Raw genomic sequence first — 25,699 nt, forward strand, 5'->3', positions numbered from 1 at the left:
TTTCCCAAAGTGACTAAGGATCTCTCAATGCTGCATGCGGAAGACCTCGGCGGAGCGTGGGAACTGCGCGAGAAGCCCGCCGACGAAGCCATTCCGGCGGTCGTTCCGGGCTGCGTGCACGTCGATCTGCTGAACGACGGCCGGCTGCCGGACCCCTTCCTCGACGACAACGAGAAGGCGGTCGCCTGGGTCGGGCGCACCGACTGGCAGTACACCCGCGAGGTGGCCTGGACCGGACCCGAGCACGACCGCGTCGACCTGGTCTTCGAGGGCCTCGACACGGTCGCCGGGATCGAGCTCGGCGGCACGGTTCTCGGCACCACCCGCAACATGCACCGCACCTATCGGTACGACGTGACGGCGCTTCTCGAAAACGGCCCGCAGCCGCTCACCGTCCGTTTCGCATCCGCCTACACCGAGGCCGGAGAAGTGCGCGAACTGCTCGGCGAGCGCGACAACGCGTACCCGGAGCCGTTCAACTTCATCCGCAAGATGGCCTGCGGTTTCGGCTGGGACTGGGGACCCACCCTGGTCACCGCGGGCATCTGGCGGCCGGTGCGCCTCGAAGGCTGGAGCACGGCCCGCATCTCGGCGGTGCGGCCGCTCACGACGTACGCGAATGGTCTCGGAAAGCTGGACCTGACCACCGAGATCGAACGCACCCGGGATCGCGCGCTCCGCGCGCGGATCCTGCTCGACGGCCGGGAGATCGCCTCACTTCCGCTTCATGCCGATTCCGTACGAACGGAACTGGACGTCCCCGGAGTGACGCCCTGGAATCCGCGCGGCCACGGCGAGCCGGCGCTGCACACCCTGACCGTCGTGCTGACCGATGGCGATCACGAGCTGGACCGCTGGGAGCGACGCGTCGGATTCCGCACCGTGGAGATCGACCGGACCGGCGGCGGGTTCGTGTTCCACCTCAACGGCGAGCCGGTGCTGATCAAGGGCGTCAACTGGATCCCGGACGACATCTTCCCGTCCCGGATGACCCGGGAGCGCTACGCGACGCGGCTGCGCGAGGCGGCCGGCGCGGGCGTCAACCTGATCCGGGTGTGGGGCGGCGGCATCTACGAGGACCGCGCCTTCTACGAGATCTGCGACGAGCTCGGCCTGATGGTCTGGCAGGACTTCCTGTTCGCCTGCGCCGACTACCCCGAGGAGGAGCCGCTCTTCTCCGAGGTGGTCGCCGAGGCTCGGGAGAACGTCACCCGGCTGTCGCCGCACCCGAGCCTGATCACCTGGAGCGGCAACAACGAGAACCTGTGGCTGCACGGCGCGATGGGCTGGGGCGGGCACGGGAGGTCCTGGGGTGAGCGCTACTACCTCGAGGTGCTGCCGGAGATCGTGGCCGAGCTCGACCCGTCCCGCGTCTACCAGGCGGGCAGCCCGTGGTCGGGCTCCTGGGAGCACGAGCCGAACAGCGTCGACCACGGCACCTTCCACTCCTGGGAGGTGTGGAACCGCGAGCCGTACACGAACTACCGGAACTCGGCGCCCCGGTTCGTCGCCGAGTACGGCTGGCAGGCGCCGCCGGCCTGGACCACGCTGCGCGAATCCGTCTCCGACGACCCGATCCGGCCGGACTCGCCCGGGGTGCTGCACCACCAGAAGGCCGAGGACGGCAACGGCAAGCTGGCCCGCGGCCTGGCCCCGCACTTCCCCGGGTTCGAGGCGCTCGGCGTCGAGGCCTGGCACTACCTGACCCAGCTCAACCAGGTCCGGGCCGTCCGCACCGGCGTCGAGCACTGGCGGTCGCACTGGCCGCACACCGGCGGCGCCATCCTCTGGCAGCTCAACGACCTGTGGCCGGTCACGTCCTGGGCCGCCATCGACGGCGCCGGCCGGTACAAGCCGCTCTACTTCGCGCTCGGCGAGATGAACGCTTCCCGCGCCCTGACGATCCAGCCCCGGGACGGTGGGCTGGTGGTGGCGGTCCTCAACGACACCGCTTTCTCCTGGGACGGGACGCTTCTCGTCGACGGTCACGACATCCCGGTGTCGGTGGCGCCGCGGTCGGTCTCTCTCGTGCCGTTCACCGTCTCTTCCTCCGCCGGCGTCGTCGTCGCCCGCCTCGACGACGCCCGGGCGCTGTGGTTCTCCTCGTCCGTTCCCCTCGAGAATCCTCGTCTCACCGTCGACGTCGAAGCCGTGCCGGGAGGGCTCGATGTCCATGTGCGGGCCGCCGGCCTGGCCCGCGACATCCTGCTGCAGGCCGACCGCATCCACCCGCGGGCCACCGTCGACAGGGGATTCGTCACCCTGCTGCCCGGCGAGTCGGTGGTGTTCCACGTCCGTGCCCCCTTCGACCTCGACCCGGCGCTCGCGAAGGTGCCGTGGGTGCTGACCGACCTCTTCTCCGCCCTGGAGGACCGTTGCGTTCCGCTCTGATCGCCCTCACCGTCATGGCTTCCCTCGCCGTCCCGTCACCCGCTTCGGCCACTGCTCCTGAGAAGTGGCCGTCCCTCAACAAGACCTTCGTGACCCGGGACGGCGCGTCCCTCTCGCTCGACCGGCGCGACTTCCGGTTCGCCGGCACCAACATCTACTGGCTCGGCCTCGACGAGAACGTGGGCGGGATCGGCTACCCCACCTACTTCCGGATCCGGGACGCCCTCGACACCGCCAGAGCCATGGGCATGACGGTGGTCCGCTCGCACATGCTGACCTCGACCGGGCACCCGCTGACGCTGCTGCCCTCGAAGGAGGCCGGCTTCAACGACGAGGCGTTCCGGACCGTCGACTACGCCATCGCGTACGCCGGTAGGGTCGGCATCCGGCTCATCCTGCCGCTGACCGACAACTGGGCGTACTACCACGGCGGGCACGCCGACTTCACGAAGCCGTACGGCCTGCCCGACGCGGCGTTCTACACCGACCCGCGGGTCATCGCCGACTACCGGGCGTACGTGAAGCACGTGATGAACCGGGTCAACGCGCTGACCGGCAAGCGCTACGCCGACGACCCCACGATCATGGCGTGGGAGCTCGGCAACGAGCTCGAGGGCATGACCCCCGAGTGGATCAACACGAACGCCTCGCTCTTCGCCGGCTGGGCCCCGCGCCAGCTGATCGCCGCGGGCCGCCGCTTCGACATCGACCCGGACACCCTCACCGCCCCCGACGTCGACATCGTGGACGTGCACTACTACCCGCCGACCGCCGCGAAGGTGAAGGCCGACGCCGCCACCATCGCCGGCGCCGGCAAGGTCTACATCGCGGGGGAGTACGCCTCGAACGCCGCCTCGGCCGAGCTGTTCGACCCGGCCGTGGCCGACCCGAACGTCACCGGCATGCTGTCCTGGTCGCTCTTCGGCCACCACGACCGCAACGGATTCGTCCAGCACGACGACGGGTTCACCTTCCACTACCCCGGCGACGACGCCCGGATGACAGCCGCGAACCGGGCGCAGATCGCGTTCGCTTCGTCGATGGGCGGTTCGGTCCCGCGCAGGGCGGCCGGCACCCCGCTGATCACCGCGATCGGCAAGCGCGGCGGGCTCAACGTCCTGCGGTGGCGGGGCGCGGCCGGCGCCGACGGATACCGGGTGGAGCGGGCGCGCTCCCCGCACGGGCCGTGGAAGCCGGCACACGGCGGCGTGCTCACCGACGCCGACGCGCCGTGGACCGACCTGACGCCGCCCGGTGACGCCTGGTACCGCGTCGCCGCCGTCAACGGCGCCCGGTCCGAGCCGCGGTACGCCGGCGCCCGGGAGACCGTGCTCACCGATCCACTGCAGGACTTCTTCCTGACCTCCGGGCACACCGACGCGGAGATCCGCCCCGGCGGCCTTCATCCCACCGGCCGCGGAGACGCGTCGGTGAGCTGGCAGATCGCCGGTCTGAAGCGGATCCAGGTCGATGTGCTCAGTGACCGGCGTCCCTCGCTCGCGGTGCAGGTGTCGAAGGACGGCAGCAGCTGGCGGTCCATCGCCTCACGTGCCGACCGTGTTCGCGACGTGAAGTGGTCGATCACGGCGTCACTCGCTGGCGCCGGAAATATCCGACTTGTCTGGCGCGCTGCCGGACTCGCCCAGGCCACCCTCTGGGCCGCCGACCCCGCACCGGTGACCGGCCGTCCCGCCGGGTTCGCCGTGACGGCCCCGGCCGCGGGCGCCACCGGGGTGATCGGCCCGCAGGAGTTCACCTGGCAGGAGGCGGCCGGCGCCGGCCACTACACGCTCACCGTCTCCCGGCACCGCGACCTGCACGACCCGGTGATCGACGTGACCGGGCTGGACACCACCTCATACACCCCGGCGCAGGGTCTCGACCCGGCCACCACCTGGTACTGGAGCGTGCGCGCCACCAACACGGCCGGCAGCCGGACCACGCCTGTCGCGTCCTTCACGACCCGGGCCCTGCCGTCCGCTCCGGCGACGATCGACGACTTCGAGGGGTACGCGGACAGCGCCGCCCTCGCCGCGGCCTACGTGCGCAACACCGGCGGCGACCCGGTGACCCCGACGATCGTCGCCTCGCCGTCGGGCGCCGGCCGGGCCATGCGGCTCGACGTGACGCCGGGCAGTTCCGGCTACGCGGGCGTGACCCGCACGTTCGCCCCGCTCGACCTCTGGGGCCAGCAGGGCATCTCGCTCGACCTGGACCGGACCGGCACCCGGGCCGGCATCACGATCCAATTCGTGGCGAACGGCGTCTACTGGGAGCACACCCTCCCCGCCGGAACGCCGTCCGGAACGGTCCGGGTGCCGTTCACCGCGTTCGCGCAGCCGCCGTGGGCTCCCACCGGCACGCTCGATCTGCGGCAGGTCACGCAGCTCTCGGTCTATCTGGGCGGCGGCGACGCCGGCCGGCTGATCGTGGACCAGGTGCAGGCGTACCCGGCGCCGGAGTCTCAGGCCGTGACGCGGGCCGTGTTCACGCACTCGGCGACGTCGAGCACCAGCAGCAGCCGGCCCTCGGTCTTGTAGGCGCCGATGACCAGCTCCCGGGACGGCCCGGTCAGCGTCGCCGGCGGCTCCTCGAACAGCTGCGAGTCCAGGTCGGCGACCTGCCCGATCCGGTCCACCAGCAGGCTCACCGGCTCGTCGCCGGCCCGCACGATCACGTTCATGACGAGGCCCGACATGTCCCGGCGCGGCAACCCGAACTGCACCCGCAGGTCCACCGCGGCGATCACCTGGCCGCGCAGGTTGAACAGCCCGCCGACCGCGTTCGGCGCCAGCGGAACCGGCGTGTACTCGCTGTACGACAGCACCTCCTGCACGGCGTCCACGTCGACGCCGAAGAACTGCCCGGCGACCTCGAAGGTGACGAACTGGCGACTCGACATGCGGGCTCCCGACGATGGTGACCGCCGGCATCCGTGCGGCGATCGCTCGCCGGGGTTATCGGACGCCGTCGCGCCGACTCAAGGAATCCGGCCCAGTCTTGAAAAGAAAGGTGGCCGCCGGAGGAGACCGGCGGCCACCGTGATCAGCCGATGCGGACTTCGCCCTGGTTCAGGACGCGGGGATGGAAGTAGGCCGCCTGGATCTCGGCGTTCGTGTTGGTGCCGCGCAGCTGCTCGGACCAGACCATGAAGTACGCCCACCGGGTCTGGCTCGTCAGCAGGCTGTTGTTCGGGACCCTGCCCATCTCGGCGATCGCGATCGGCTTGCCCGCCGCGATCGACTGGATCTGCGAGTAGTCCGACGACGACGGATAGCTCTTGTACCAGGCGTCGAGCGAGACGACGTCGACGTAGCCGCTGCCCGGGTAGTACTGCGCCCAGTTGGCGTTCGGGTTGTCCTGGACGTTCCAGACCCAGATCAGGTTGTCCAGGCCCTGGCTGGTGAAGTAGTCGCGCATCTGCTGGTAGATCTTCGCGCCGCCGTTCGCGCCGGGCCGCGCTCCCCACCAGTTCCAGCTCTCGTTCATCTCATGGAAGGGCCGCCAGAGTACGGGGATGCCGGCGTCCTTGAGCTGCCTGAGGTAGGGCACGACCGCCGCCATCCGGCTGCGCCACACGGTGTTCAGGTTCGTGCCGCCGGTGACGATCTCCTGGAACTGCGCGTTCGAGATGCTCGTCTTGACGCCGCCCTCGAAGTTGCAGGTGGCGCCGACCGTGGGGGAGCAGGCGTGCCAGGTCAGGGTGACCAGCGAGCCGTTCGCCCACTCGGTCTTCGCCTGGTTGATCACGCTCTGCCGATTGGCGACGTCGGTGCCGGTGAACATCATGTCGCCGCCCCACAGGCCGGGGTACTGGCCGGTCACGTCGTACACCTGGCGGGTGTACTGGCCGGGCTGGTTCGCCGGCTCCTTGTTGTGCTGCCCGGAGACGATCGACGTGCCGGTGATCGACCGCAGATAGTTGAGGACGGTGGACTTCGGGGTGGCCGGGAACGCCTGTGCGGCCGGTGCGCTGATGCCCGTGCCGAGCAGCACCATCGCGGCGCCGACGGCCCAGGCGGGTCGGGGGATTCGCATGCACGAAGCATCGATCGTCGTTACGCCCATGTCAACCTTAGATTAATAATTTAAGCAACCAAGGTTGGCGCGGTGGTCCGTGGGCGGGCGCGGCGCTATGGGCATGCGTGCACCTCACGGGCATCGTCGTTGCTGACTTAAGGCGCGAGCCATAGTTCCGGGGCCGCGTGTGCCGTCCGCGGAAGAACAGTCCGCCAGATCCCGCAGGCGCTCGAGGCAGTCCCCGTGGTGGCGCGCGCGGGCTCGGGCGGCGGCGTGAGGCTTCAGCCGGTGCTGTCGCGTGCCACGAAGGTGGCCGGCGGCGCCTGGTAGACCGCCGGTGGCTTGCCGGCCATCGCGTCGAGGATGGCGCCGCCGGCGATCTCGCCGATCCGGGCCACGTCGTGGCTCATCGCCGAGAGCGCCGGCACGGCCAGCTGGCAGAGGGCGGAGTCGTCCCAGGCCACCACCGAGACGTCGGCCGGCACCGCGAGATTCCGTTCGCGCAGGGTGTCGAGGGCGGCGAGGGCCATCAGGTCGCTGTCGCAGATGATGGCCGTGCACGATCGGGCGGCCAGCTCGGCGGTGGCGACGCGGGCTGATTCGTACGAATAATCGCCGTCGGCCTGGACCAGCGTGATGTCCAGTGACGCGGCCTCGGCCTCGGCGCCCTCGCGGCGCAGCTGGGTGTGCATGAACGAGAGCGGGCCGCTGAGGTGCCCGATCGTGCGGTGCCCGCGCCCGGCCAGGAGACGGACCGCCTCCCGGGCGTAGCCGGCGTCGTCGGTCCAGACCGTGGGCAGCCCGGACGCCGTGGACGGGGCGCCGAGCACCACGGCCGGCAGCCCGAGCCGGTCCACCAGCGGGACCCGGTCGTCGTCGGGCAGCAGGTCGACCAGGATGACGCCGTCGATGCGACCGCGCTCGGCCCACCGTTCGTACGCCTGGTTCTCGGCCTCCCGATCGGTGACGACCTTCACGAGGACGGAGACGCCGGCCGGGGTGAGCACACGCTCCAGCCCTTCGATGAACTCGTGGTAGAACGGCTCCTGCCCGAGCACCCGTGAGGCTCGTGCGAGAACCACGCCGACCCGCCGCTGCGCCTGTGTCACCGGTTCCTCCGTAGCTGTCGTGCCGAAAGGTACGGTATCGCCTGACAGCAGGCGGCACGCGAACGGAGACCACACGTCATGGCACGCCGAGAAACCTCCGTGGCCGGGCCGGGTAGCCGCGCCCTGGTCGTGGACGTCATCCGCTCGACGGCCACGATCAGCCGGGTGGAGCTCGCCGAGCGGACCGGCCTCACCCAGCCGTCGATCTCCAACATCGTGCGGGACCTGATCGCCGAGGGGGTCATCTACGAGACCGGCTCGTCCGATTCGTCCCGCGGCAAGCCCCGCAAGCTGCTCGCGATCACCCCGGCCAACCGGTTCGGCATCGGCTTCCACCTCGGCCCGGACACGCTCACCTGCGTGGCGATCGACCTGACCGGCGGCGTGGTGGGCCGCGAGGTCATCCCGTTCGACGGCGTGGACCTCGCCGAGCGGCTGGGGGAGCGCTTCGACGAGTTCATCGCCGACCTCGACCTGCCCCGGGACCGGATCGAGGGGCTCGCCGTGGTGGCGCCGACGGCCCGCCCCGGCGAGGAGGAGGACGCCCCGGAGTGGACCGCCGTCCGCGCCGCGCTGACCGAGCGCCTGAACCTGCCGGTGATCGTGGAGAACGACGCGGCCGCGGCCGGGCTCGGCGAGTTCTGGAGCCGGCGGGTGCCCCGCGAGCAGGCGTTCGGCAGCGTCTACCTGTCCACCGGGATCGGCGCCGGCCTGGTCTTCGGCGGGGCGTTGTTCCGCGGCGCCGGCTTCGACGCGGGCGAGCTCGGGCACCTGTCGATCGCCTACGACGGCCGGCCGTGCCCGTGCGGCAATCAGGGGTGCGTCGAGCGTTACGCCTCGATGGTGGCGACCGTCGACGCCGCCCGCGAGGCGGGGCTGACAGTGGATCAGAAGACCATTTCGACCGCGTACGACGCGATCGCGCACGCCGCGGTCAGCGGCGACCCGCGGGCGTTCGCGGTGGTGGACCAGGCCGCCCGGTACCTGAGCCTCGCGGTGACCTCGATGGTGAACCTGCTCGACCTCGGCCGGGTCGTGCTGACCGGGCCGGGCGTCGCGGTGGCCGGCTCGATCTACGCCCGCCGGCTGCGCGCCCACCTGGAGCGGACCGCGCACGCCCGGCGCCGGCACGAGATCGTGGTCGAGCTGTCGGCGCAGCCGCGCGACGCCGCCGGGATCGGGGCGGCGGCGCTGGTGGTCCAGGCGTCGATCGCGCCCGGTCACACCGCCACCTGACGCACGCACCTCCCGCATCCGTGCCAATCCATCCGCGCGTCGCGGCGATACGGACACGTCCCGGCGTAGAAATTGCCGTGCGCACGCCCTACAGTGTGCGGACCGAGCAACCTAGGAGGGTGCAGTGGCGGACGTGCCACGACAGCAGCCGGATCCGGCCGCGGATGTTCCTGTACCGGCACCCCAGCTATTGGTCATGCCGCCCGTCGAGGGGATTCCGCCCATCGTCTGGCCGGGCGCCGACGGTGAGACGGCGTGGGCGATTCCGGTTCGAGTTCCTTCGGGTACGAAGGGATACGCGCTCTTCCTGCCGATGATCCCGGTGGAGACCGAACCGGCTTCCACGAAATCCGCTCCGGCTCCTGTTTCCAAGCCTGAGCCGGCTCCCGCTCCTGTGCCGGCTCCGGTTTCCAAGCCTGAGCCGGTCGCCAAGCCCGAGCCGGCTCCGGTCGCCAAGTCTGAGCCGGTGCCCGCGCCCGTGGAGAAAGCGGCGCCCGTCGAGAACGCGACCCCGTCGGACCTCGCCTTCACGCCCGCGAAGGCGCCGGCCCCCAAGCAGGTTCCTCCGGTCCCGCAGCCGATCCACCCGTTCGGGAGATACGAGCAGCCGCCGTCCAGCTGGCAGCTGTTCCGGAAGAAGAACTGGCCCGGGCCGAAGACGGCGCAGGGCTGGGCCGTACCGGCCGGTGTGCTCGCCGGAGCCCTCGGCTTCCTGGTCTTCCTGCCGCTGGACCGGGTCGGCATCGGCTGGTTCCTCGGCTGGCTCGCGCTCACCCTGGGCGTCGGGTTCGCGGTCCGCGGCTCCAAGGACCTGTCCCGCAGCGAGAGGCTGATCCGCTCCGGCTGGGCCGCCGCGGCGCTCGCCCTCATGCTCATCCCGGCGTTCCGCAACGCCTGGTGGCTGGTGACCTTCAGCGTGCTGGGGGCGATCGGCTGCACGGCGCTCGCGATCGTCGGCGGCCGGCAGGTCAGGTCGATCCTGTTCAGCCTCGTCGCCGCCCCGTACGCGGCCTTCGCCGGCATCCCCTGGGTGCGCAAGCACCTGAAGACCGGCCGCAACCCGGGCATGGCCCGGCGGATCTTCTTCTCGGTCGCGCTCACCGTCGTGGTGCTGTTCGTCTTCGGCGCGCTGCTGTCCTCGGCCGACGTCGCGTTCTCCAGCCTGCTCGACGACGCCGTGCCCGACCTCGCGGCCGGCTCGCTCTTCCAGTGGATCCTCCTGGCCGCGGCCGGTGGCCTGCTCGCCGTCTCCGGCATCTACACGCTCACCGCGCCGCCGACGACGTCCAGCCTGGACACCGAGGGCCGGGGCCGGTTCGGCCTGATCGAGTGGGCGCCGGCCGGTGCCGCGCTGGTGCTGCTCTTCGGCGGCTTCGTGGCGGTGCAGTTCACCGTCCTGTTCGGGGGCAGCCGGCACGTGCTCGAGACGGCCGGGCTCAGCTACTCGCAGTACGCCCGGAGCGGTTTCTGGCAACTCGTCGCCGTCACCCTGCTGTCGCTGGCCCTGATCGCCGGCCTGGCCCGCTGGGCGAAACGGGAGGAACCGGCGGAGCGGGTGCTTCTCCGCGTACTCTTGGGCCTGCTCTGTGGTCTGAGCGTCGTGATCGTGGCGTCCGCGCTGTCCCGGATGTGGGAATACCAGAGGGTCTACAGCTTCACCGGCGAGCGCATCTTCGTGATGGCCTCCGAGATGCTGCTCGGCGTGATCTTCGTGCTGATCGCGGTGGCCGGCATCAAGTGGCGGGGCCGCTGGATCCCCGGAACCACCGTCGGCCTCGCCGTCCTGATGCTGCTCGGCCTCGCGGTCCTCGACCCCGAGGGGTACGTGGCCAGCCGCAACGCCGCCCGCTACGAGGGTTCCGGCAAGATCGACGCCTGGTATCTCCGCGCCCTCTCCGCCGACGCCACACCGGCCCTGAGCGAACTCCCCGATCCGGTGCGCCGGTGCACGCTCAGCTGGATCGTCGAGGATCTGAAGGAGCCCGACCCCTGGTACGCCTGGAATCTCGGGCGGGAGAGGGCGCGCGAGGAGCTGGCGAAGCTGCCGCCGGACGCGATCGGCAACCAGAAGGACTGCAAGGCGGCCGACCAGTTCGACCTGCCCAAGACCCGCAGGTGAGGCCGGGGTGCTCCGGCTCAGTGCCGGAGCACCCTCTCACGCATCCGGGATGTCCCGCTTGGCGGCCAGCAGGGTCTCCCGTGAGACCACCACGATCCGCTCGTAGTCGGCCCGTGCGGCATCCGGCGGCAGAGCCGGCTCCAGAGCCTCGGTCATGTCCGTCCCGATGACGGCGAAGTTCCCATCGGAGAGCTCGAATACGTCGGGGCACGTCGCATTGTTCAACGATCCGCGTTCCCGGGGTGAAAGACCGAGCCGGCGTACGAACTCCACAGGGATGCCTTCCTTGCCGCTGACGGACTCGATCATCTTGCACGTCGTCGTGGTGCCGTCAAAGGAACGCCACGCGCCGACAACCGCGCCGGACAGGATGTCCGGGTAGTCGGCGGTCAGGGTTCCGGCATGGGTCCGGGGCCGGCGCTCGCACCGACCCGCTGGGCTACTTGATGAGCCTACCTTCGCGCGCTGGTCAGGTGGGCTCTTCCGCCAGGATGGCCTCGTCCGCAGACGGCCCGAAGTCATGGTGCGCGGTGGCGACCGCTGTCTCGTAGTCCCGGCAGATCTCGTCGAGCTTCCTCGCGAAGGCGTGCTCCGAGCTACCGGGCTCCAGGGATGTCCTGCCGCGCTCGGCGGCCGCCCAATACTTCCGCATTATGGAACTGGTGAAGAGGTACCGCATGCTGCCGAGCACCTCATCGTCGGTCGCCTTGTTCAAATTCAATGACGTCCAGTGGAACTGATAGATGATGTTCGCGTACAGGAACTGACGATTTCGTTTGACGGAGAGGCCCGGCTGAAATGCCGGCCAGACTTCGGCCAGTTGCTGATCGTCGATGCTCATCTTCAGGATCTCGAGATGCAACATGCTCAATTCGGCGGCTGCGCTGCGCTGCAACTCGCGGAACTGGACGCGTGCGGTCATCACCACGGCCATCAGCGCGAGCCCGCTGATGATCGAGCTGAGGACGCCGAACGTCTGTCCGACGTCACTCCAGCGACTCCAGTCACCGGGGGGAGCCTGCTGTCCCAGCACGGCTGCGACGCCCACCCCGGCGACCAGGGCGAGCAGGCCCGCTGCGGCGATGGCGGCGAGCCGGTAGATGAGACGGGCCGCGGCGACTCGACGGGACTCCTTCGTAGCGCTCGCCATCGCAACTCGCCTCCCGTCGCCGGTGGCGGCCGTGCAGCCACGACCGCCACTCCCGAGCTGTCCACCGCGACCATCGGCAACTGGCCGCGATGCCGCCTCATCTCACATAATGCGGCAACAAATGTGGGAGAACCACCATCGTCCCATGAGTGAAAGTCGATACGGAGTCGGTGCCGATGTTGCGACATGGCATCTTGAATGGTGGCGATCCGCCACCATTCAAGACCATTAACGACCGTTAATGCTCAGCGGTATTCCTCGCCGTGGCGGACGGCGACCACGCCGGGCATGTGTGCCACCTCGTCGGCGAGGGCGGGGAAGACGCCGGGACTGCTCAGGCCGATCTCCCAGAAGTAGGGGACCGTCATGCCCGAGTCGCCGGTGAGGTCGCCTCCGTCGCAGTAGGCCCACCGGTATTCGTCGTCGGTGGGGTCGTGGTGGAACGAGTAGGAGATGGTGCCCCAGACCCGGGAGATCGCGGCCTGCGCGTAGTTGCGCTGCTCGTCGGTGGACGACTGGGTGATGTAGACGCGGGCGACCCGGCTGTGGGCGACGTCGGCCGGGGCCGGGTCGGCGGGTGGGCCGGACGGGGCGCAGGACGCCAGCACTGCCGGGGCGTGCCAGCAGGCGGCGGCGATCAGGCAGGTCAGCACGGCGATCGGCGGGAGCGCGGCGCGCAGCCGGACCGCGGCGAGGGCCACCACGATCAGGCCGAGGATCATCGCGCCCGGCACGCCGGTGAGGGCGCGCAGGCCGAGCCAGAGGACCTCGTCGCCGGGGCGGTCGGCCTGGATGTTCCACAGGCCGCCGAGCAGGGCGGAGAGCAGGGTCAGCAGCACCGCCGTCCAGCCGGCGGTCGCGGCGACGCCGGCGCGGGCCGGGTCGTCCTCGGTGCGGCGGCTGGCCCAGCCGACGAGCAGCCAGCCGAAGGCCGCGGTGAGAAGGCCGCCGGCGACGGCGACCGTGGCCAGCCAGGGCGGGGCCGAGCGGGTGAGCTGGAAACTGGCCGCGCCGTCGGAGTCCCACGGCGCGCGTTCGCCCCAGAGGACGCCGGTGTAGGTGAGCACCAGGCCGTCCCGGGTGGCCCAGAAGCCGGCCGTGTCGATCGACGACTCGGACCCGGCCTCCGACTCGTGCGTGACGTCGCCGTGCACGTCCCAGCCGGCGGCGGCCAGCCGGTCCCGGGCGCCCTCGGCGTAGGCGAGCACGTCCCGGGTGGTGTCGTCGTGCTTCACCCAGTAGTCGGCGAACCCGTAGATGGTCTGCTCGCCGTCGCCGCTCTCCACGAACGTCTCGGCGTCGCCGCCGCCCCACACCCGCTTGCCGGGGAAGACGGTCGCGCCGAGCTCCTGCGACGCGGCGCCGGACGGCAGGGCCGGTGCGTAGTGCCAGCCGACCCGGGCCGCGACGGCGGCGCCGAGCAGGCCCGCGGCGAGCGAGGCCAGCACGGCCAGCACGACGATCGCGGTGCTGGCGGGCCGGCCGAGACGGGCGCGCAGACCGTACCCGATGATGTTGAAGATCTCCCGGCCGGTGGGCCGGACGCGCTCCGGCGGAGCGCATTCCAGCAGGGTGGCGAGCATTTCGGCGCGGCGCGGGCCGGGTGGGTGGACGCGCAGAAGGTACGAGTAACGACGTTCCAGGTTCATGACGGCGCCGTCCCCAGGCCGAACCGGCGGCGGGCGGCGAGCTGGGCGGAGGCCGCCTCGACGCTCGCCCGCAGCCGCTTCGTCTCGGCGTCCAGCGCGGCCGCGCCGTCGGTGGTGAGCCGGTAGTAGCGCCGGGGCCGCCCGTCCACGATCTCCTCCCGGTCCGGCTCGACCAGCCCGAGCGCGGCGAGCCGGTCGAGGGCGGCGTAGAGGGTGCCGGCCTGCAGGGTGATCCGGCCGTCGGAGAGGCGGGTGACCTCCTGGATCACCCCGTAGCCGTAGCGCGGCTCGGGCGCCAGGGCGGTGAGGATCCAGAAGGTGGGTTCGCGCATCGGGGCGGGTGGCATGCGGGCCAATATAAAGATGATCTGAGTATGGGTCAACGCTCGGCCGGTACGGCGGCCTCCCCGGCCAGGCGGGCGCGCAGGTCGGCGGCGGGCATCGGGCGGGCGAAGTGGAAGCCCTGCGCACGTTCGTAGCCGAGCCCGGCCAGCAGGGCGGCCTGCTCGGCGGTCTCCACGCCCTCGGCCACCGCCTGCAGGCCGAACGCCCGGGCCATCTGCACCACCGCGTCCGCGATGGCGGGCGAGCCGCCGACGTCCGGGACGAACGAGCGGTCCAGCTTGATCTGGTCGACCGGGCAGCTGGCGAGCAGGCTCAGCGTCGACGCCCCGGTGCCGAAGTCGTCGAGCGACAGCCGTACCCCCAGGTCCCGCAGGGCCTGCAGGTTCGCGGCGGTGGCGCCGCCGCCGACCGCGAGCGACTCGGTGATCTCCACGGTCAGCCGGCGCGCCGGCAGGCCGCTGTCCCGCAGCGCCGCCGCCACCACGTCCGGGAAGCCGGCCTCGCGCAGCTGGCGGGCCGAGACGTTCACCGACACGGTCAGCTCGCCGGGCCAGGTCGTCGCCTCCCGGGTCGCGTCCCGCAGCACCCAGGCGCCCAGCGCGACGATGAGGCCGCTCTGCTCGGCCGCCTCGATGAAGGCGCCCGGACCGAGCAGCCCCTCGGTCGGGTGCTGCCAGCGGACCAGGGCCTCGCAGCCGGTGATCCGGCCGCCGGGCAGGGTCACCACCGGCTGATAGAAGGTGACCAGCTGACCGGATTCGATCGCGGTGTGCAGCGCCGCTACCCGCCGTCGCCGTTCGGCGCCGCGCGCCTCCATGCCCGGCCGGTACCGCTCGACGCCGCCCTCGCCCCGGGCCTTCGCCTCGTACAGCGCGATCCCGGCCCGGCGCAGCAGGTCACCGGCGTCGTCGCCGCCCCGGCCCTCGGCGACGCCGAACCCGGCCCGCACGGTCATCGGCTCGCCGTCGATCAGGGCGGGCTCGAGCAGCGCCGCCGCGATCCGGGTGAGCACCTGGTCCAGGTCCGCGCCGCGGATGCCCTCGAACAGCACGGCGAACTCGTCACCGCCGAACCGGGCCACCGTGTCGGCCGGCCGCACGCTCGCGCGGATCCGCTCGGCCACGTGCACCAGCAGCGCGTCGCCGGTGGTGTGCCCGAGCGCCTCGTTCACGGTCTTGAAGTCGTCCAGGTCGATCAGCACGACGCCGAGCGGCGTGTCCGGGCCGGCGGCGGTCACCGCGGCCGTCATCCGCTTCGTGAACACCGCCCGGTTGGTCAGGCCGGTCAGCCGGTCGTGACTGGCCTCGTAGCTGAGCCGGTCGCGCACCTCCCGGGTCTCGGTGATGTCGCGCGCGTTGCTGACGATGCCGGCCACGCTCGGCTCGCCGGTCAGGTTCGCGCTGGTGACGTCGAGCCACCGGTAGGTGCCGTCGGCGTGCCGCAGCCGGACCTGCGAGACGGCCGTGGTCTCGGGCGCCGCGAGCAGCGTGGTGAGCCGACCGGCCGCCGCCGCCCGGTCGTCCGGGTGCATCCACGTTCCCACGGTGGTGCCGATCATGTCGTCCGGGTCGGTGCCCAGCACCCGCAGGGACGCCGGGCTGACGTACGTGAGCATGCCGGACGCATCGGTGATGGTCACCATGTCGGTGGAGTTCTGGACCAGGAGACGAAACCGCTTCTCCTGTACGCCGATACGCGCCAGCAGGGCGTCGTTCAGCCGGAAGGCCAGCAGCTGCCGGACCACGACCAGCGCCGTCAGCGTGACCGCGACGGCGTCGACGAGCAGGTCGTCCCGGTCGCTGCCGACCCCGACGTTGTGGAAGAGCACCACGGCGTCGACCGCCGCGATCGCGACGTACGGCATCAGGCTGTACCCGCGCGGCCGCCGCTCCGGCCGGCCGCCGCCCGCGGTGTCCACCACCTGCACCCGCGCCCCGGCCGCCGCCGCGAACGCCGCCAGTGGAAGCACCAGCACCAGCGGATTCCCGGCCGGCTGCCGGGGGTCCAGGAAGCTGATCGCGGAGCCGAGCCCGCCGATCAGCGCCGACGCGCCGATCCAGTACAGGCCGCGCCGGGCGAACGTGCCGACCCCGGCCAGCACCACCCGCGCGGCCATGTAGACGAGGTTGAGCCCGGCGCCCATGATGACGGCCGCGGCGACCACCCCGGAGACGGTGACCCGGCCGCCGGCGAACTGCGCGGAGGCGCCGAAGTGCCAGATCAGCAGGCCGGCGGCGCAGGTGAGGGTGCCGAGATCCAGCCAGATCCCGATCTGCTCGGCGCGGTTGCGGGCGCCGGAGGGCAGGCCGACCAGCGGCCAGGTCAGTACGATGCCGCCGACCAGGTGCAGCACCACCGACGCCGGGAGCAGCCAGCCGCCGGCGCCGAGCTCGTACAGGATGCGCAACGCCGCGACCCCGACGAACAGCGTGATGCCGACCCGCACGGACTTCCAGTACCGGCGCACCGCCGGCGCGGACGCCGGATCGCTCTCCACCCGCCGGACCAGGATCAGCGTCGGCACGATGACCGCGATCATCAGCAGCCAGTTCACCGGGCCCGGCCACCACGGGCCGGTCCGCTCCTGCAGCAGGAACACGGCGACATCGGCGATGACCAGCGCCGTTACGGCCCGGAACGCCCGGTCGGCGAAGGCACGCACCCCCTCCCCATCGACGCGATCACGGCCGAGTTGAGATCTACACCGCAGCTTCGAAGCGTTCAATTCGCGGCCCGCCGAGCCGAAAAGACACCGTGTGAAGGCGAATGGCGCAGGCGACCGGCCCGGACGCGGGCGGTGGACCCGGCTGCTGGAGGCTCGGGCGACCGCCCGGTCGGCGATCGCCGGCACCGCGGCCGGCATCGTCATCCTGGCCGCCGCGGCCGTCCTGGCCTCCACCGGCACCGCCGAGACCACCGAGGAGGTCCGCCGGGTCCAGGCCATCACGCAGACCCTGAACCGGATCTCGGTACAGATCAACGCCGAGGACGCGGCGCTGCGCGGATACCTGGCCACCGGCGGCACCGAGTACCGCCGCGCCGAGCTGGTCGCGAAGCTCGGCGCCGCCCGGGCCAACCTCGACTGGCTGGAGCGGAACAACGCGGTCGACCGGGCCGAGCTCGACGCCATCCGCGGCGGGTACGAGAACTACAACCGGATCGTCTCGGACATCATCTCGCACACCGACGGCGGCGCCGACGTCGCCGGATACACCGACCTCGCCTCGATGACCTTCGCCCCGCTGCGCGACAACGTCCTCGCCATCGGCGACCACCACCAGCAGGAGCTCTCCGACTACCTGCGCGAGGTGAACCGGCGCGCCGACATCCTGCACGCCATCGCCGTGGCGACCATCTGCGTCGTCCTGGCGCTGTTCGCGGTCTGCGCCCGGGTGCTCATCGGCTATCAGCGCCGCGCCGAACGGCAGGCGGAGCAGCGGTTGCACGAGGCCACCCACGACCCGCTGACCGGGCTCGGCAACCGCGCCAAGCTGCACCACGAGCTCGACGCCGCGGTCCGGCGCGGGCAGGCCTCCGGCACCCCGTTCAGCCTGCTGCTCATCGACCTCGACCGGTTCAAGGAGGTGAACGACACGCTCGGCCACCACGCCGGCGACGACCTGCTCGTCGAGGTGGCGCAGCGGCTGACCGGGGGCCGCCGGGCCGGCGACGTCGTGGTGCGCCTCGGCGGCGACGAGTTCGCCCTGATCCTGCCGACCGCGCCGGACCACCAGCAGGCCATGGAGGCCGGCCAGCGGATCCTCGAGGAGCTGCGCCGGCCGGTCGCGCTCGGCGGCCTGCTCGTCGACATCGACGCCAGCATCGGCGTCGCGTCGTACCCGGTCGACGGCGACGGCGGCGAGGAGCTGCTCCAGCACGCTGACGTCGCGATGTACGCGGCCAAGCGCCGGCACGGCGGCGTCGCCGGCTACGACCCGGCGCTGGACAGCGGCGACGCGAGCCGGCTGTCGCTGCAGAGCGAGCTGCGCCAGGGCATCGAGCGCGGCGAGCTCGTCGTGTTCTACCAACCCAAGATCGACGTGGCGACCCGCCGGCCGTGCGGCGCCGAGGCCCTGGTCCGCTGGCAGCACCCGGCCCGCGGGCTGCTCGGCCCGGACGCGTTCATCCCGCTCGCCGAGGACAGCGGCCTCATCGACATGGTCACCGCCGACGTGCTCGACCAGGCGCTGGCCCAGCTCGGCCGGTGGACCGCGCTCGGCCACGAGCTCCCGGTCTCGGTGAACGTCCCGGCGCGGTCGCTGACCGACGAGGCGTTCCCGGCCACCATCGTCGCGGCACTCGCCCGTCACGACGTACCCCCGAAGCTCTTGACCTTGGAGATCACCGAGAGTGCGGTGGTCACCGACATGGAACGCGCCGGCGAGGTGCTGCGGCAGCTGCGCGAGCACGGCGTGCACATCTCGATCGACGACTTCGGCACCGGGTACTCCTCGATCGCGCACCTGCGGGACATGCCGCCGCACGAGCTGAAGATCGACCGGAGCTTCGTCATGAAGATGTGCGAGGACACCCGGGACGAGACCATCGTGCGGGCGGTCGTGGACCTGGCCAAGAACCTGCGCCTGCGGGTCGTCGCCGAGGGCGTCGAGAACGAGGACGCGCTGCGGGCGCTCGGCGACCTCGGCTGCGACGAGGCGCAGGGGTACCACATCAGCCGCCCGCTGCCGGCCGCCGAGCTGACCGCCTGGCTGGACCGCTCGGGAATGGCGATAAGCATCAGCTGAGGCCGCCGCCGGCACTACCGTGAGGATGTGGATCGCCGCGCCCTGCTGACCTCGGTGGCGGTGGTGGCCGGCGGGCTGGCGACCGGCTGCTCCCGCTCGACCTCGGCCCCGACCGACACGGTGGACGTGCTGCTCGGCGAGTCCGTGCAGCCCACCAGCCCGATGGTGGCCGCCGAGAACTTCTTCGCCGGCAAGGTGTCCGAGCTGACCGGCGGCCAGTGCCGGGTCACCGTGAAACCCGGCGGCGAGCTCGGCGACGAGCAGCGCATGGCGGAGATGCTGCGCACCGGCAGACTCGCCTTCTGCAAGACGCTGCTGGCGAACCTGACCGCGTACGACAAACGGCTCGGCGTCTCCAGCCTGCCCTACGCCTTCACCGACCGCGACGAGTGCCTGGCGAGCATGCGCGGCGACTTCGGGCGGCGCTGCTCGGCGATCCTGGCCGAGCACGGCCTCGTCATGCTCGGCTTCTTCTACGCGGGTGACCGCAACTTCTACAACCGGGTCCGCGCCATCCACACCCCGGCCGACCTGAAGGGCCTGCGCATCCGGGTGCCGCAGAGCATCGTCTCGATCGACATGATCAACGCGCTGGGCGCCACCGCGGTGCCGCTCGCCACCAACGACATCGGCTCCGCGCTGAAACAGGGCCTCGTCGACGGCGCCGAGAACAGCGTCGTCTTCTACGAGACCGAACAGCACCAGCAGTACGCGCCCTACCTGTCCTGGACCCGCCACCAGCACGGCGTCGACGTCCTCCTCGCCGGCGCCACCTGGCTCGCCGACCGGCCCGCCGCCATGCGCGACTCGATCATGCAGGCCGGGCAGCTCACGCAGGAGGAGGAGATCCGGCTCTGGGCCGAGGCCACCAAGGCCAAGACGGCGTCGGCGGAGCGGCAGGGGAGCCGGCTCAACGAGGCGGACGTGGAGCTGTTCCGGAAGGCCCTCGCCAAGGTGATCAGCAACCATCGCGGCACGTTCGGCGACCTCGCGGATCTGCTGCCGGGCCTGTCCTGAGACCGCCCTATCGTGGTTGTCCGGGAGGGTGCATGACTGCTGACACCATCGACCTGAATCCCACCCGGCCTGAACACGTGCTCCTGGTGATGGAGGTGGTCTCTCCGGGATCGGAGACCACCGACCGGATCGTCAAAACCGATCAGTACGCGAGGGCCGGCATCCCGTTCTACTGGCGGGTCGAGCAGGCCGCCACCGGTGCGCCGATCGTCTACACGTACGTTCTCGATCCGGCGGCGGGCCGCTACCGCGACAGCGAGATCTTCACCGGCCTCATCAAGCCGACGGCGCCCTTCGCCGTCGAGATCGACCTCGCCCGTATCTGACTCAGCGGCCGCCGCTGATGGTGCGGACGCTGCTCGCCACCCCAAACGCCCGTGCCCAGCGGGCCGCGTCGCCCACCCCGGCGGCGCCGCCCAGCCGGGCCGCGGCCAGCCGGTCCGGTCGCCGGCCGGTGGCCAGCAGATCCGTCCACTGGCGGCCGTCGAGGGTCAGCACGCGCAGGGCGGGCAGCGCCGCGATCACCTCGATGTCCGCGACCGCGGCGCCGGACAGGTCGAGGCGGACCAGGTCCGGCAACCTCTCCAGGCCGGCGATCGACGCCGGCTCCCGGTTGCCGCCCAGGGTGAGATCCACGATGGTCGCCGGCAGCGCGCCGAGCTCCCAGCGCGCCGCTTCCACGTGCAGGCGCTCGATCGGCAGACTGAAATCGATCAGTGCGGAATCGGCGGTCACGCGCACCGAGCGAAGGTCGGTGAAGGGCTCGAAGGCGGCGAAGCGGACCGGTCCCGCGGCGTTCAGCACCACCCCCTGAGCCGTCGCCGGCAGGTCGGCGAGGTCGTCGACCCTGATCTCGGGGTCGGGGGCCGGCGGGCGCTCGTCGCCGAGGGTTGCGACGGCCCGGCGGAGCAGGTCGGTCACCGAGGCGGCGACATATGCGACGGGCGCCCACACGTCCCGCCCGTACGTGAGCACCTGACCGATCCGGCCCAGCGGCCCCGGATCGAGGTCGACGGCCGCGAAGTTCATCCCGTGGTCGCGCGCGAACGTCACCCAGCCGCTGCTCGACGACACCCGGCGCACATGTCCGGCCGGCACACAGTCGAAGATCATCCCGTCGTCGAACGGCCCGTCCTCATAGCCGGGATGGTTCTCCCGATTCCAGGCGAGGAGCACATTCAAGGGTACGAGGACGAACGGGTCGAGCAGGCCCGATTCGCCGCCGTCGCCGCGCACCAGGCGGTAGAGGGCGCGCAGATCCTCCGGCAGGCGCACCCCGAGCTGCCGTTCGGCGTCGAGGATCTCCTCTTCGGACCAGCCGGGCGCGTACCCGGCCGGGTGATGCCGGGCGGTGAACGCGGCGACCAGCCGCCCGACCTCGGCCAGCACCGCCGGATCCGTGGCGGCGGAGCCGGTGACGCCGGGCTTCCGGGCGGGCGGCACCTCGTGCCCGGGCAGGCGGTAGTGCTCGTCGAGGACGATCCGGGCGGGCAGCGACGGCACGTCCCGTGACCAGTGGATGGTGTACGTCCCGTCCGGATCACCGATCATCTCGACCACCATGCCCCGGCCGGCGACGCCGGGCAGGGCGGCCATCGCGTGGTCGAGGTCGAGGTTGTTCCAGCGGCCGAGCAGGGCCGGCTCACCCGCCAGGGTGTAGGTCCGGCTCTCGCTGCCGCGGGCGTGCACGGTGGTCAGCTGGTATCCGGGCTGCCGCAGTCCCGCCACGAACGCCTTCCCCAGCCGGTGCAGCGCCTCGTCGATCTCGATCACGCCGGGATTGTGCCATGCGCAGGGTCCGGCCGTACCGAGATCATCCTATCTTCCTAGGACGCCTTAGGGGCCGTGACCGGCGACCCGGCCCGCGGCGGCGACCAGCACCGCCGCGGACGCCGGGCCGGTGGATCAGAAGCCGGGGAACACCGCTCGCAGCTCGTCGAGGGTGATGTTGCCGGTCACCTCGATGCCGGGGGCGGTGTGCCGCGGGGACAACCGGCCGTAGATCAGCCGCAGCGCCGCCTCGAGCGGACCCGAGAACACCGCGGTGGCCGGCACGGACTCGGTGGTGAGGCGCACCGAGTCGTCGATGACGAGGCGATAGGGGCTGCCGGCGATCTCGACGACGGCCGGTTCGGGGGCCTCCTTCGGCTTGCCGATGAAGCCGAGCAGGAAGCCGATGCCGCCGGCGAGGTGTTCGGCGATGATCTCGGCGGAGCCGGCGGCCAGGGTGGCGGCCGGGTCGAGGCCGGCGCGGACGTCCCAGGTGTGCGGGGCGACCTCGCTGAGGCGGAGGGCCGCGAAGGTGGCGTACGGGACCGGGTCGGGCAGGAACGTCCGGACGCGGAGGTCCTCGTGGCGCTCCTCCGGCACGGATTCGAGGGCGGCGACGAGGGCCTCGTCCGAGGCGATCGCGCCGGTGGCCTGGTCCTGCGGGCTCGTGGCGTTCCAGCGGTCCCACACGCCCTGGTTGAAGTCGGGGCCGGGCTCGGCGGCCTCGCCGACCGCCGCCCGGAAGCCGGCCAGCGTGATCTCGGCGCCGCTGCCCAGGTGGGACAGGACGTCGGCGATCGTCCACTCGGAAGCGCCGGACGGGCCGGTCAACCGGTCGGGGGAGAGCGTGGGGACGAGGTCCGCGAGGGCGTCGTGCTCGCTGCGCAGGGCCGCGATGGTGCGGCCGGCAAGGGTCGTCATGACGAGAACCCTAGGTCAGGCGACCAGGAATGTGCCGCCCATGAAGACGACCAGGAACGCCGCCTGCAATGCCATGCCGACCATGAGCACGGCACGGTCGGCCGCCTCGTTCGCGCCGATGCGGGCCAGCACCAGGAAGATCGCGACGGCTTCCATGGCGTACCGGGCGGCCGACTGCATCGACCGGCCGCCCACCTCGGTCGACATCAGCACGACGAGGGTGAGCGCGCCCTGGACCACGAGGTAGGCCTGGTCGCGCCGGAACCGCCAGGGGCCGGTCACGCAGAGGACCAGCAGCACGGCCGCGAGCAGCACCGAGCCGGCGTCCAGGATCGCGCCGAGCGCGCCCGGCTCGCCGATCTGGCGGACCGCGATGAGCCAGGCCTCGCCGGGGAGGGTGTAGCGGCGGTCCCACTGGTCCTGGGCGACGCTGAACGCCAGCGGGTCGCCGAGTTCCATCCAGCAGTAGAGGCTGTAGGCGAGCGCGCCCGAGGGCACCAGCGCCAGGCCGAGAACGTCCGGCCGGATCCGGTGGGCGCGCAGGTACTCGACGGCGAGCGGGACGATCAGCAGCAGGCCGAACAGCCGGGTCGCCGACGACATGCCGGCCAGCGCGCCGGCCAGCCACCAGTGGCCGCGGCGGCCGGCGTACAGCGCGCCGGCGGCGAGCAGCACGAAGAGTGACTCGTTGTAGCCGATGAACAGGAAGAAGCCCATCGGGGTGGCGGCCAGGTACCAGGCCGCGCGCCGGGCCACCAGCGGGCCGAACTCGTGGGCGGCCAGGCGGTGCAGCACCGCGAGCGCGCCGATCCCGGCCGCGTTCGCGATGACCAGGGCGGCGACCTGGCCGCCGCCGGGCAGCACCGGGTCCAGCAGGCGGATCAGCAACGGGTGGAGCGGGAAGAACGCCGGGTAGCCGGGGCCCTCGTGGTAGCCGTGCTCGGCGATCGTGACGTAGTGCTGGGCGTCCCACTGGTTCCAGCCGTGCAGGGCGGAGGACCGGTGGCCGAGCAGGCTCACAGCGAGCCGGGCCGCCGTGGTCGTGGCCCAGACCGTGAGGGCCGCGAGCAGCGCCGTACGCCACGGCTGGGGGCGCAGGACCGGGGGAGCCGGGGCCAGGAGTGTCGACATGGGCGACGAAGCTACGGACGTACGGATAACCACCCGCTAAATCGAAGATCACGGATTTATCCGGCGGTTAGCGGGTCACCCGTACCCTCGCAGTCGGTTTTGCGGTGAGGGAGAGCGGATGCGCGTGCTGGTGGCCGACGACGAGCGGCTCTACGTCGACCTTCTGGCGCGGGGGCTGCGGCGCGAGGCGATGGCGGTGGACGTCTGCTACGACGGGGACGCCGCGATCGAACGGCTCGCGGTCAACCGCTACGACGTGGCCGTGCTCGACCGCGACATGCCGGGCAGCACCGGCGACGAGGTGTGCCGGTGGATGGGGGAGCGGCGGCTGGAGACCCGGGTGCTGCTGCTCACCGCGGCCGGCAGCGTCTACGACCGGGTCACCGGGCTGCGGCTGGGCGCCGACGACTACCTGACCAAGCCGTTCGCGTTCGCCGAGCTGGTCGCCCGGCTGGAGGTGCTGGCCCGGCGCACCGCCCCGGCCCTGCCGCCGGTGCTGGAACGCGCCGGGATCGTGCTCGACACCGGCACCCGCGCGGCCACCCGCGACGGCCGGCCGCTCGACCTGACCGCCAAGGAGTTCGGCCTGCTGCGGGCCCTGATGCGCGCCCAGGGGCGGGCGGTGAGCGCCGAGGACCTGCTGGAACAGGTCTGGGACGAGAACATCGACCCGTTCACCAACGTCGTGCCCGTCACCATGCGTAAGCTGCGGCTCAAGCTGGGCGAACCGGCCGTGATCCACACCGTGCCGCGCGCCGGCTACCGCCTCGGAGGCTGACCGGATGCGCGCACGGCTCCTGATCGTCCTGCTGGCCGCCGGCACCGCGGTCCTGATGATCCACCACTACTGGTTCCGGGTGCCGTGGCTCCCCGGCTACGCGGGCGAGCCGTGCCTCTACGAGATCGAGGGCTTCTGCGGCACGGTGGAGCGGAACAAGCCGGTCGACTCGCTGATCCTGTGGGCCTGCGTGCTGGCGGTGATCGGCCTGCTCCACCGGCCGGTCAGCCGGTGGGTGATGGCGCCGGTGCGCGACGTGGTCCCGCTGATCAGCCAGGTCGGCCCGCAGAACCTCGGCCTGCGCATCCCGCCCGGTCGCGGCCGCCGCTCCGCCGACGAGATCACGACGCTCGTCACCGCGCTCAACGGCATGCTCGACCGGCTTGCCGCCGGCTATGAGGGACAGCGCAGCTTCGCTGCGAATGCGAGCCATGAGCTGCGTACGCCGCTGGCGCTGCAACGCATGATCATCGAAGTCGCCATGGCCGAGCCGCTGGCCGCCGACCAGTCCGCGCAGGTCGCCGGCCAGCTGCTGCAGGCCAACGAGCGCAGCGAGCGCATCATCGAGGGGCTGCTCACCCTCAGCCAGGCCGAGCAGGGGATCGTCGCGCACACCCCGCAGCGCCTCGACGAGATCGCCGCCGAGGTGGCCGCCGAGCACGAGGTCCCCTTCCTCGCCGAGCCGGACTCGTGGACCGTCGACGGCGACCGGGTGCTGCTGGAACGGCTGATCCGCAACCTGGTGCACAACGCCGTCAAGTACAACCGGCCCGGCGGCTCGGCGCACGTCGTGCTCGCCGCCGGGGGCGCGCTGACGGTCACCAACACCGGCCCGGTCGTCGCCGCGTCCGACGTGGCCCGGCTCTTCGAACCGTTCACCCGGCTCAACGGCGACCGCATCGACCACACCGGCGGCAGCGGCCTGGGGCTGGCCATCGCGCGGGCGATCGTGCGGTCGCACGGCGGAACCCTCGACGCGGTGCCTAATCCGGGCGGCGGTCTGCGGGTGACGGTGCGCCTGCCGGGTTCGTAGCGCGGACGTGCGCGCCCGTCACCGCGACGCCGGGGACGCCGGCCAGCAGCCCGTCCGGGTCGGCCAGGCTCGCCAGGCCGGTGAGCAGGTCGGCTCCGAGCTCGGCGGCGGCGGTCTCCAGGTCGTCCTCCTCCTCGTCCCAGTCGATGTTCGCGGCCCGCAGCCGCCGGACGGCCAGGGCGGTGACCGCCGCGGGATCGTCGACGCGGACGGTGAGCCGGCAGTGGAGTTCCACGGTGCGCGGTGTGGTCGTCATGCCGTGATGCTGTCATCTTTTTGCGTACC

General features: G+C 71.7%; 21 protein-coding genes. 9 read left to right on the forward strand and 12 right to left on the reverse strand.

Annotation, left to right across the window (positions count from 1 at the left end):
* Positions 1 to 27 precede the first annotated feature (27 nt).
* Complete coding sequence (locus tag AB0G10_RS17635; protein ID WP_360922087.1) at positions 28 to 2,391, forward strand: glycoside hydrolase family 2 protein; 2,364 nt, start codon at positions 28 to 30, stop codon at positions 2,389 to 2,391.
* Positions 2,376 to 4,931 carry a carbohydrate binding domain-containing protein gene (locus AB0G10_RS17640; protein ID WP_360922090.1) on the forward strand — a complete coding sequence of 852 codons (2,556 nt, stop codon included), beginning with the start codon at positions 2,376 to 2,378 and terminating at the stop codon, positions 4,929 to 4,931. Before AB0G10_RS17635 ends, AB0G10_RS17640 begins: the two co-directional genes overlap by 16 nt.
* Here the strand turns inward: AB0G10_RS17640 and AB0G10_RS17645 are convergent.
* The 3 genes from AB0G10_RS17645 to AB0G10_RS17655 all read right to left on the reverse strand — a co-directional run bounded on the left by AB0G10_RS17645 (position 4,856) and on the right by AB0G10_RS17655 (position 7,520).
* Entirely contained in the window at positions 4,856 to 5,293 is a 438-nt protein-coding gene (locus tag AB0G10_RS17645) for a chemotaxis protein CheW (RefSeq protein ID WP_360922093.1), read from the reverse strand. The two genes, AB0G10_RS17640 and AB0G10_RS17645, sit on opposite strands and share 76 nt — an antisense overlap.
* A 143-nt stretch (positions 5,294 to 5,436) precedes the next feature.
* Positions 5,437 to 6,429, reverse strand: coding sequence for a glycosyl hydrolase (locus tag AB0G10_RS17650; RefSeq protein WP_360922096.1), 993 nt, complete (start codon positions 6,427 to 6,429; stop codon positions 5,437 to 5,439).
* Between the two features lie 263 nt (positions 6,430 to 6,692).
* Positions 6,693 to 7,520, reverse strand: a complete 828-nt coding sequence (locus AB0G10_RS17655; RefSeq protein ID WP_360922099.1) for a substrate-binding domain-containing protein — start codon at positions 7,518 to 7,520, stop codon at positions 6,693 to 6,695.
* A 78-nt stretch (positions 7,521 to 7,598) separates the two neighbouring features.
* Between AB0G10_RS17655 and AB0G10_RS17660 the strand changes: the two genes are divergently transcribed.
* Together AB0G10_RS17660 and AB0G10_RS17665 are read left to right on the forward strand one after the other, a co-directional pair.
* Positions 7,599 to 8,756 carry an ROK family transcriptional regulator gene (locus AB0G10_RS17660; RefSeq protein ID WP_360922102.1) on the forward strand — a complete coding sequence of 386 codons (1,158 nt, stop codon included), beginning with the start codon at positions 7,599 to 7,601 and terminating at the stop codon, positions 8,754 to 8,756.
* Positions 8,757 to 9,222: 466 nt separating this feature from the next.
* Positions 9,223 to 10,875: a DUF4173 domain-containing protein gene (locus AB0G10_RS17665; RefSeq protein ID WP_360922105.1), complete on the forward strand. Its 1,653-nt coding sequence runs from the start codon at positions 9,223 to 9,225 to the stop codon at positions 10,873 to 10,875.
* Between the two features lie 36 nt (positions 10,876 to 10,911).
* On the opposite strand, the gene AB0G10_RS17670 is transcribed toward AB0G10_RS17665, so the two are convergent.
* From AB0G10_RS17670 to AB0G10_RS17690, 5 genes are all read right to left on the reverse strand, one after another.
* A complete protein-coding gene (locus AB0G10_RS17670; protein ID WP_360922108.1) occupies positions 10,912 to 11,184 on the reverse strand; it encodes a hypothetical protein in 273 nt (90 codons plus the stop codon).
* 160 nt (positions 11,185 to 11,344) lie between these two features.
* On the reverse strand, positions 11,345 to 12,025 hold the full coding sequence (locus AB0G10_RS17675) for a DUF6082 family protein (RefSeq protein WP_360922111.1): 681 nt from the start codon (positions 12,023 to 12,025) through the stop codon (positions 11,345 to 11,347).
* A 245-nt stretch (positions 12,026 to 12,270) separates the two neighbouring features.
* Complete coding sequence (locus AB0G10_RS17680) at positions 12,271 to 13,674, reverse strand: hypothetical protein (protein ID WP_360922114.1); 1,404 nt, start codon at positions 13,672 to 13,674, stop codon at positions 12,271 to 12,273.
* Positions 13,671 to 14,021, reverse strand: coding sequence for a PadR family transcriptional regulator (locus AB0G10_RS17685; RefSeq protein ID WP_360922117.1), 351 nt, complete (start codon positions 14,019 to 14,021; stop codon positions 13,671 to 13,673). The genes AB0G10_RS17680 and AB0G10_RS17685 overlap by 4 nt, the downstream gene beginning before the upstream one ends.
* A 32-nt stretch (positions 14,022 to 14,053) precedes the next feature.
* Positions 14,054 to 16,681 carry an EAL domain-containing protein gene (locus tag AB0G10_RS17690; protein ID WP_360922120.1) on the reverse strand — a complete coding sequence of 876 codons (2,628 nt, stop codon included), beginning with the start codon at positions 16,679 to 16,681 and terminating at the stop codon, positions 14,054 to 14,056.
* A gap of 94 nt (positions 16,682 to 16,775) precedes the next feature.
* On the opposite strand from AB0G10_RS17690, the gene AB0G10_RS17695 reads away from it, so the two are divergent.
* The 3 genes from AB0G10_RS17695 to AB0G10_RS17705 are packed head-to-tail and all read left to right on the forward strand — an operon-like array spanning position 16,776 to position 20,107.
* Positions 16,776 to 18,764 (forward strand): EAL domain-containing protein, encoded by a 1,989-nt coding sequence (locus AB0G10_RS17695; RefSeq protein WP_360922123.1) that lies wholly within the window; start codon positions 16,776 to 16,778, stop codon positions 18,762 to 18,764.
* Positions 18,765 to 18,791: 27 nt separating this feature from the next.
* Positions 18,792 to 19,781: a TRAP transporter substrate-binding protein DctP gene (gene dctP, locus AB0G10_RS17700; protein ID WP_360922126.1), complete on the forward strand. Its 990-nt coding sequence runs from the start codon at positions 18,792 to 18,794 to the stop codon at positions 19,779 to 19,781.
* Between the two features lie 32 nt (positions 19,782 to 19,813).
* Positions 19,814 to 20,107, forward strand: coding sequence for a Uma2 family endonuclease (locus AB0G10_RS17705; protein WP_360922128.1), 294 nt, complete (start codon positions 19,814 to 19,816; stop codon positions 20,105 to 20,107).
* A 1-nt stretch (position 20,108) separates the two neighbouring features.
* Here AB0G10_RS17705 and AB0G10_RS17710 read toward each other — a convergent pair whose 3' ends face one another.
* The 3 genes from AB0G10_RS17710 to AB0G10_RS17720 form a co-directional block, all read right to left on the reverse strand.
* Positions 20,109 to 21,554 (reverse strand): SMI1/KNR4 family protein, encoded by a 1,446-nt coding sequence (locus AB0G10_RS17710; RefSeq protein WP_360922131.1) that lies wholly within the window; start codon positions 21,552 to 21,554, stop codon positions 20,109 to 20,111.
* 132 nt (positions 21,555 to 21,686) lie between these two features.
* Entirely contained in the window at positions 21,687 to 22,472 is a 786-nt protein-coding gene (locus tag AB0G10_RS17715; protein ID WP_360922134.1) for a maleylpyruvate isomerase family mycothiol-dependent enzyme, read from the reverse strand.
* Positions 22,473 to 22,487: 15 nt separating this feature from the next.
* Complete coding sequence (locus AB0G10_RS17720) at positions 22,488 to 23,603, reverse strand: mannosyltransferase family protein (protein ID WP_360922136.1); 1,116 nt, start codon at positions 23,601 to 23,603, stop codon at positions 22,488 to 22,490.
* 118 nt (positions 23,604 to 23,721) lie between these two features.
* Between AB0G10_RS17720 and AB0G10_RS17725 the strand changes: the two genes are divergently transcribed.
* Together AB0G10_RS17725 and AB0G10_RS17730 are read left to right on the forward strand one after the other, a co-directional pair.
* Positions 23,722 to 24,381 carry a response regulator transcription factor gene (locus tag AB0G10_RS17725; protein WP_360922139.1) on the forward strand — a complete coding sequence of 220 codons (660 nt, stop codon included), beginning with the start codon at positions 23,722 to 23,724 and terminating at the stop codon, positions 24,379 to 24,381.
* Between the two features lie 4 nt (positions 24,382 to 24,385).
* Positions 24,386 to 25,414, forward strand: coding sequence for a HAMP domain-containing sensor histidine kinase (locus AB0G10_RS17730; RefSeq protein WP_360922141.1), 1,029 nt, complete (start codon positions 24,386 to 24,388; stop codon positions 25,412 to 25,414).
* On the opposite strand, the gene AB0G10_RS17735 is transcribed toward AB0G10_RS17730, so the two are convergent.
* On the reverse strand, positions 25,365 to 25,670 hold the full coding sequence (locus AB0G10_RS17735) for a hypothetical protein (protein ID WP_360922144.1): 306 nt from the start codon (positions 25,668 to 25,670) through the stop codon (positions 25,365 to 25,367). The genes AB0G10_RS17730 and AB0G10_RS17735 overlap by 50 nt on opposite strands.
* Positions 25,671 to 25,699: the final 29 nt, after the last annotated feature.

Origin of the sequence: Actinoplanes sp. NPDC023714 (genome assembly GCF_040639855.1) — a bacterium.
In the GTDB taxonomy this organism is placed as follows: domain Bacteria; phylum Actinomycetota; class Actinomycetes; order Mycobacteriales; family Micromonosporaceae; genus Actinoplanes.

Coding starts and splice junctions, on each gene's coding strand:
- AB0G10_RS17645 (WP_360922093.1), bottom strand. CDS start 5,293: ATGTCGAGTCGCCAGTTCGTCACCTTCGAGGTCGCCGGGCAGTTCTTC.
- AB0G10_RS17635 (WP_360922087.1), top strand. CDS start 28: ATGCTGCATGCGGAAGACCTCGGCGGAGCGTGGGAACTGCGCGAGAAG.
- AB0G10_RS17670 (WP_360922108.1), bottom strand. CDS start 11,184: ATGATCGAGTCCGTCAGCGGCAAGGAAGGCATCCCTGTGGAGTTCGTA.
- AB0G10_RS17660 (WP_360922102.1), top strand. CDS start 7,599: ATGGCACGCCGAGAAACCTCCGTGGCCGGGCCGGGTAGCCGCGCCCTG.
- AB0G10_RS17720 (WP_360922136.1), bottom strand. CDS start 23,603: ATGTCGACACTCCTGGCCCCGGCTCCCCCGGTCCTGCGCCCCCAGCCG.
- AB0G10_RS17680 (WP_360922114.1), bottom strand. CDS start 13,674: ATGAACCTGGAACGTCGTTACTCGTACCTTCTGCGCGTCCACCCACCC.
- AB0G10_RS17735 (WP_360922144.1), bottom strand. CDS start 25,670: ATGACGACCACACCGCGCACCGTGGAACTCCACTGCCGGCTCACCGTC.
- AB0G10_RS17715 (WP_360922134.1), bottom strand. CDS start 22,472: ATGACGACCCTTGCCGGCCGCACCATCGCGGCCCTGCGCAGCGAGCAC.
- AB0G10_RS17650 (WP_360922096.1), bottom strand. CDS start 6,429: ATGCGAATCCCCCGACCCGCCTGGGCCGTCGGCGCCGCGATGGTGCTG.
- AB0G10_RS17685 (WP_360922117.1), bottom strand. CDS start 14,021: ATGCCACCCGCCCCGATGCGCGAACCCACCTTCTGGATCCTCACCGCC.
- AB0G10_RS17705 (WP_360922128.1), top strand. CDS start 19,814: ATGACTGCTGACACCATCGACCTGAATCCCACCCGGCCTGAACACGTG.
- AB0G10_RS17730 (WP_360922141.1), top strand. CDS start 24,386: ATGCGCGCACGGCTCCTGATCGTCCTGCTGGCCGCCGGCACCGCGGTC.
- AB0G10_RS17725 (WP_360922139.1), top strand. CDS start 23,722: ATGCGCGTGCTGGTGGCCGACGACGAGCGGCTCTACGTCGACCTTCTG.
- AB0G10_RS17675 (WP_360922111.1), bottom strand. CDS start 12,025: ATGGCGAGCGCTACGAAGGAGTCCCGTCGAGTCGCCGCGGCCCGTCTC.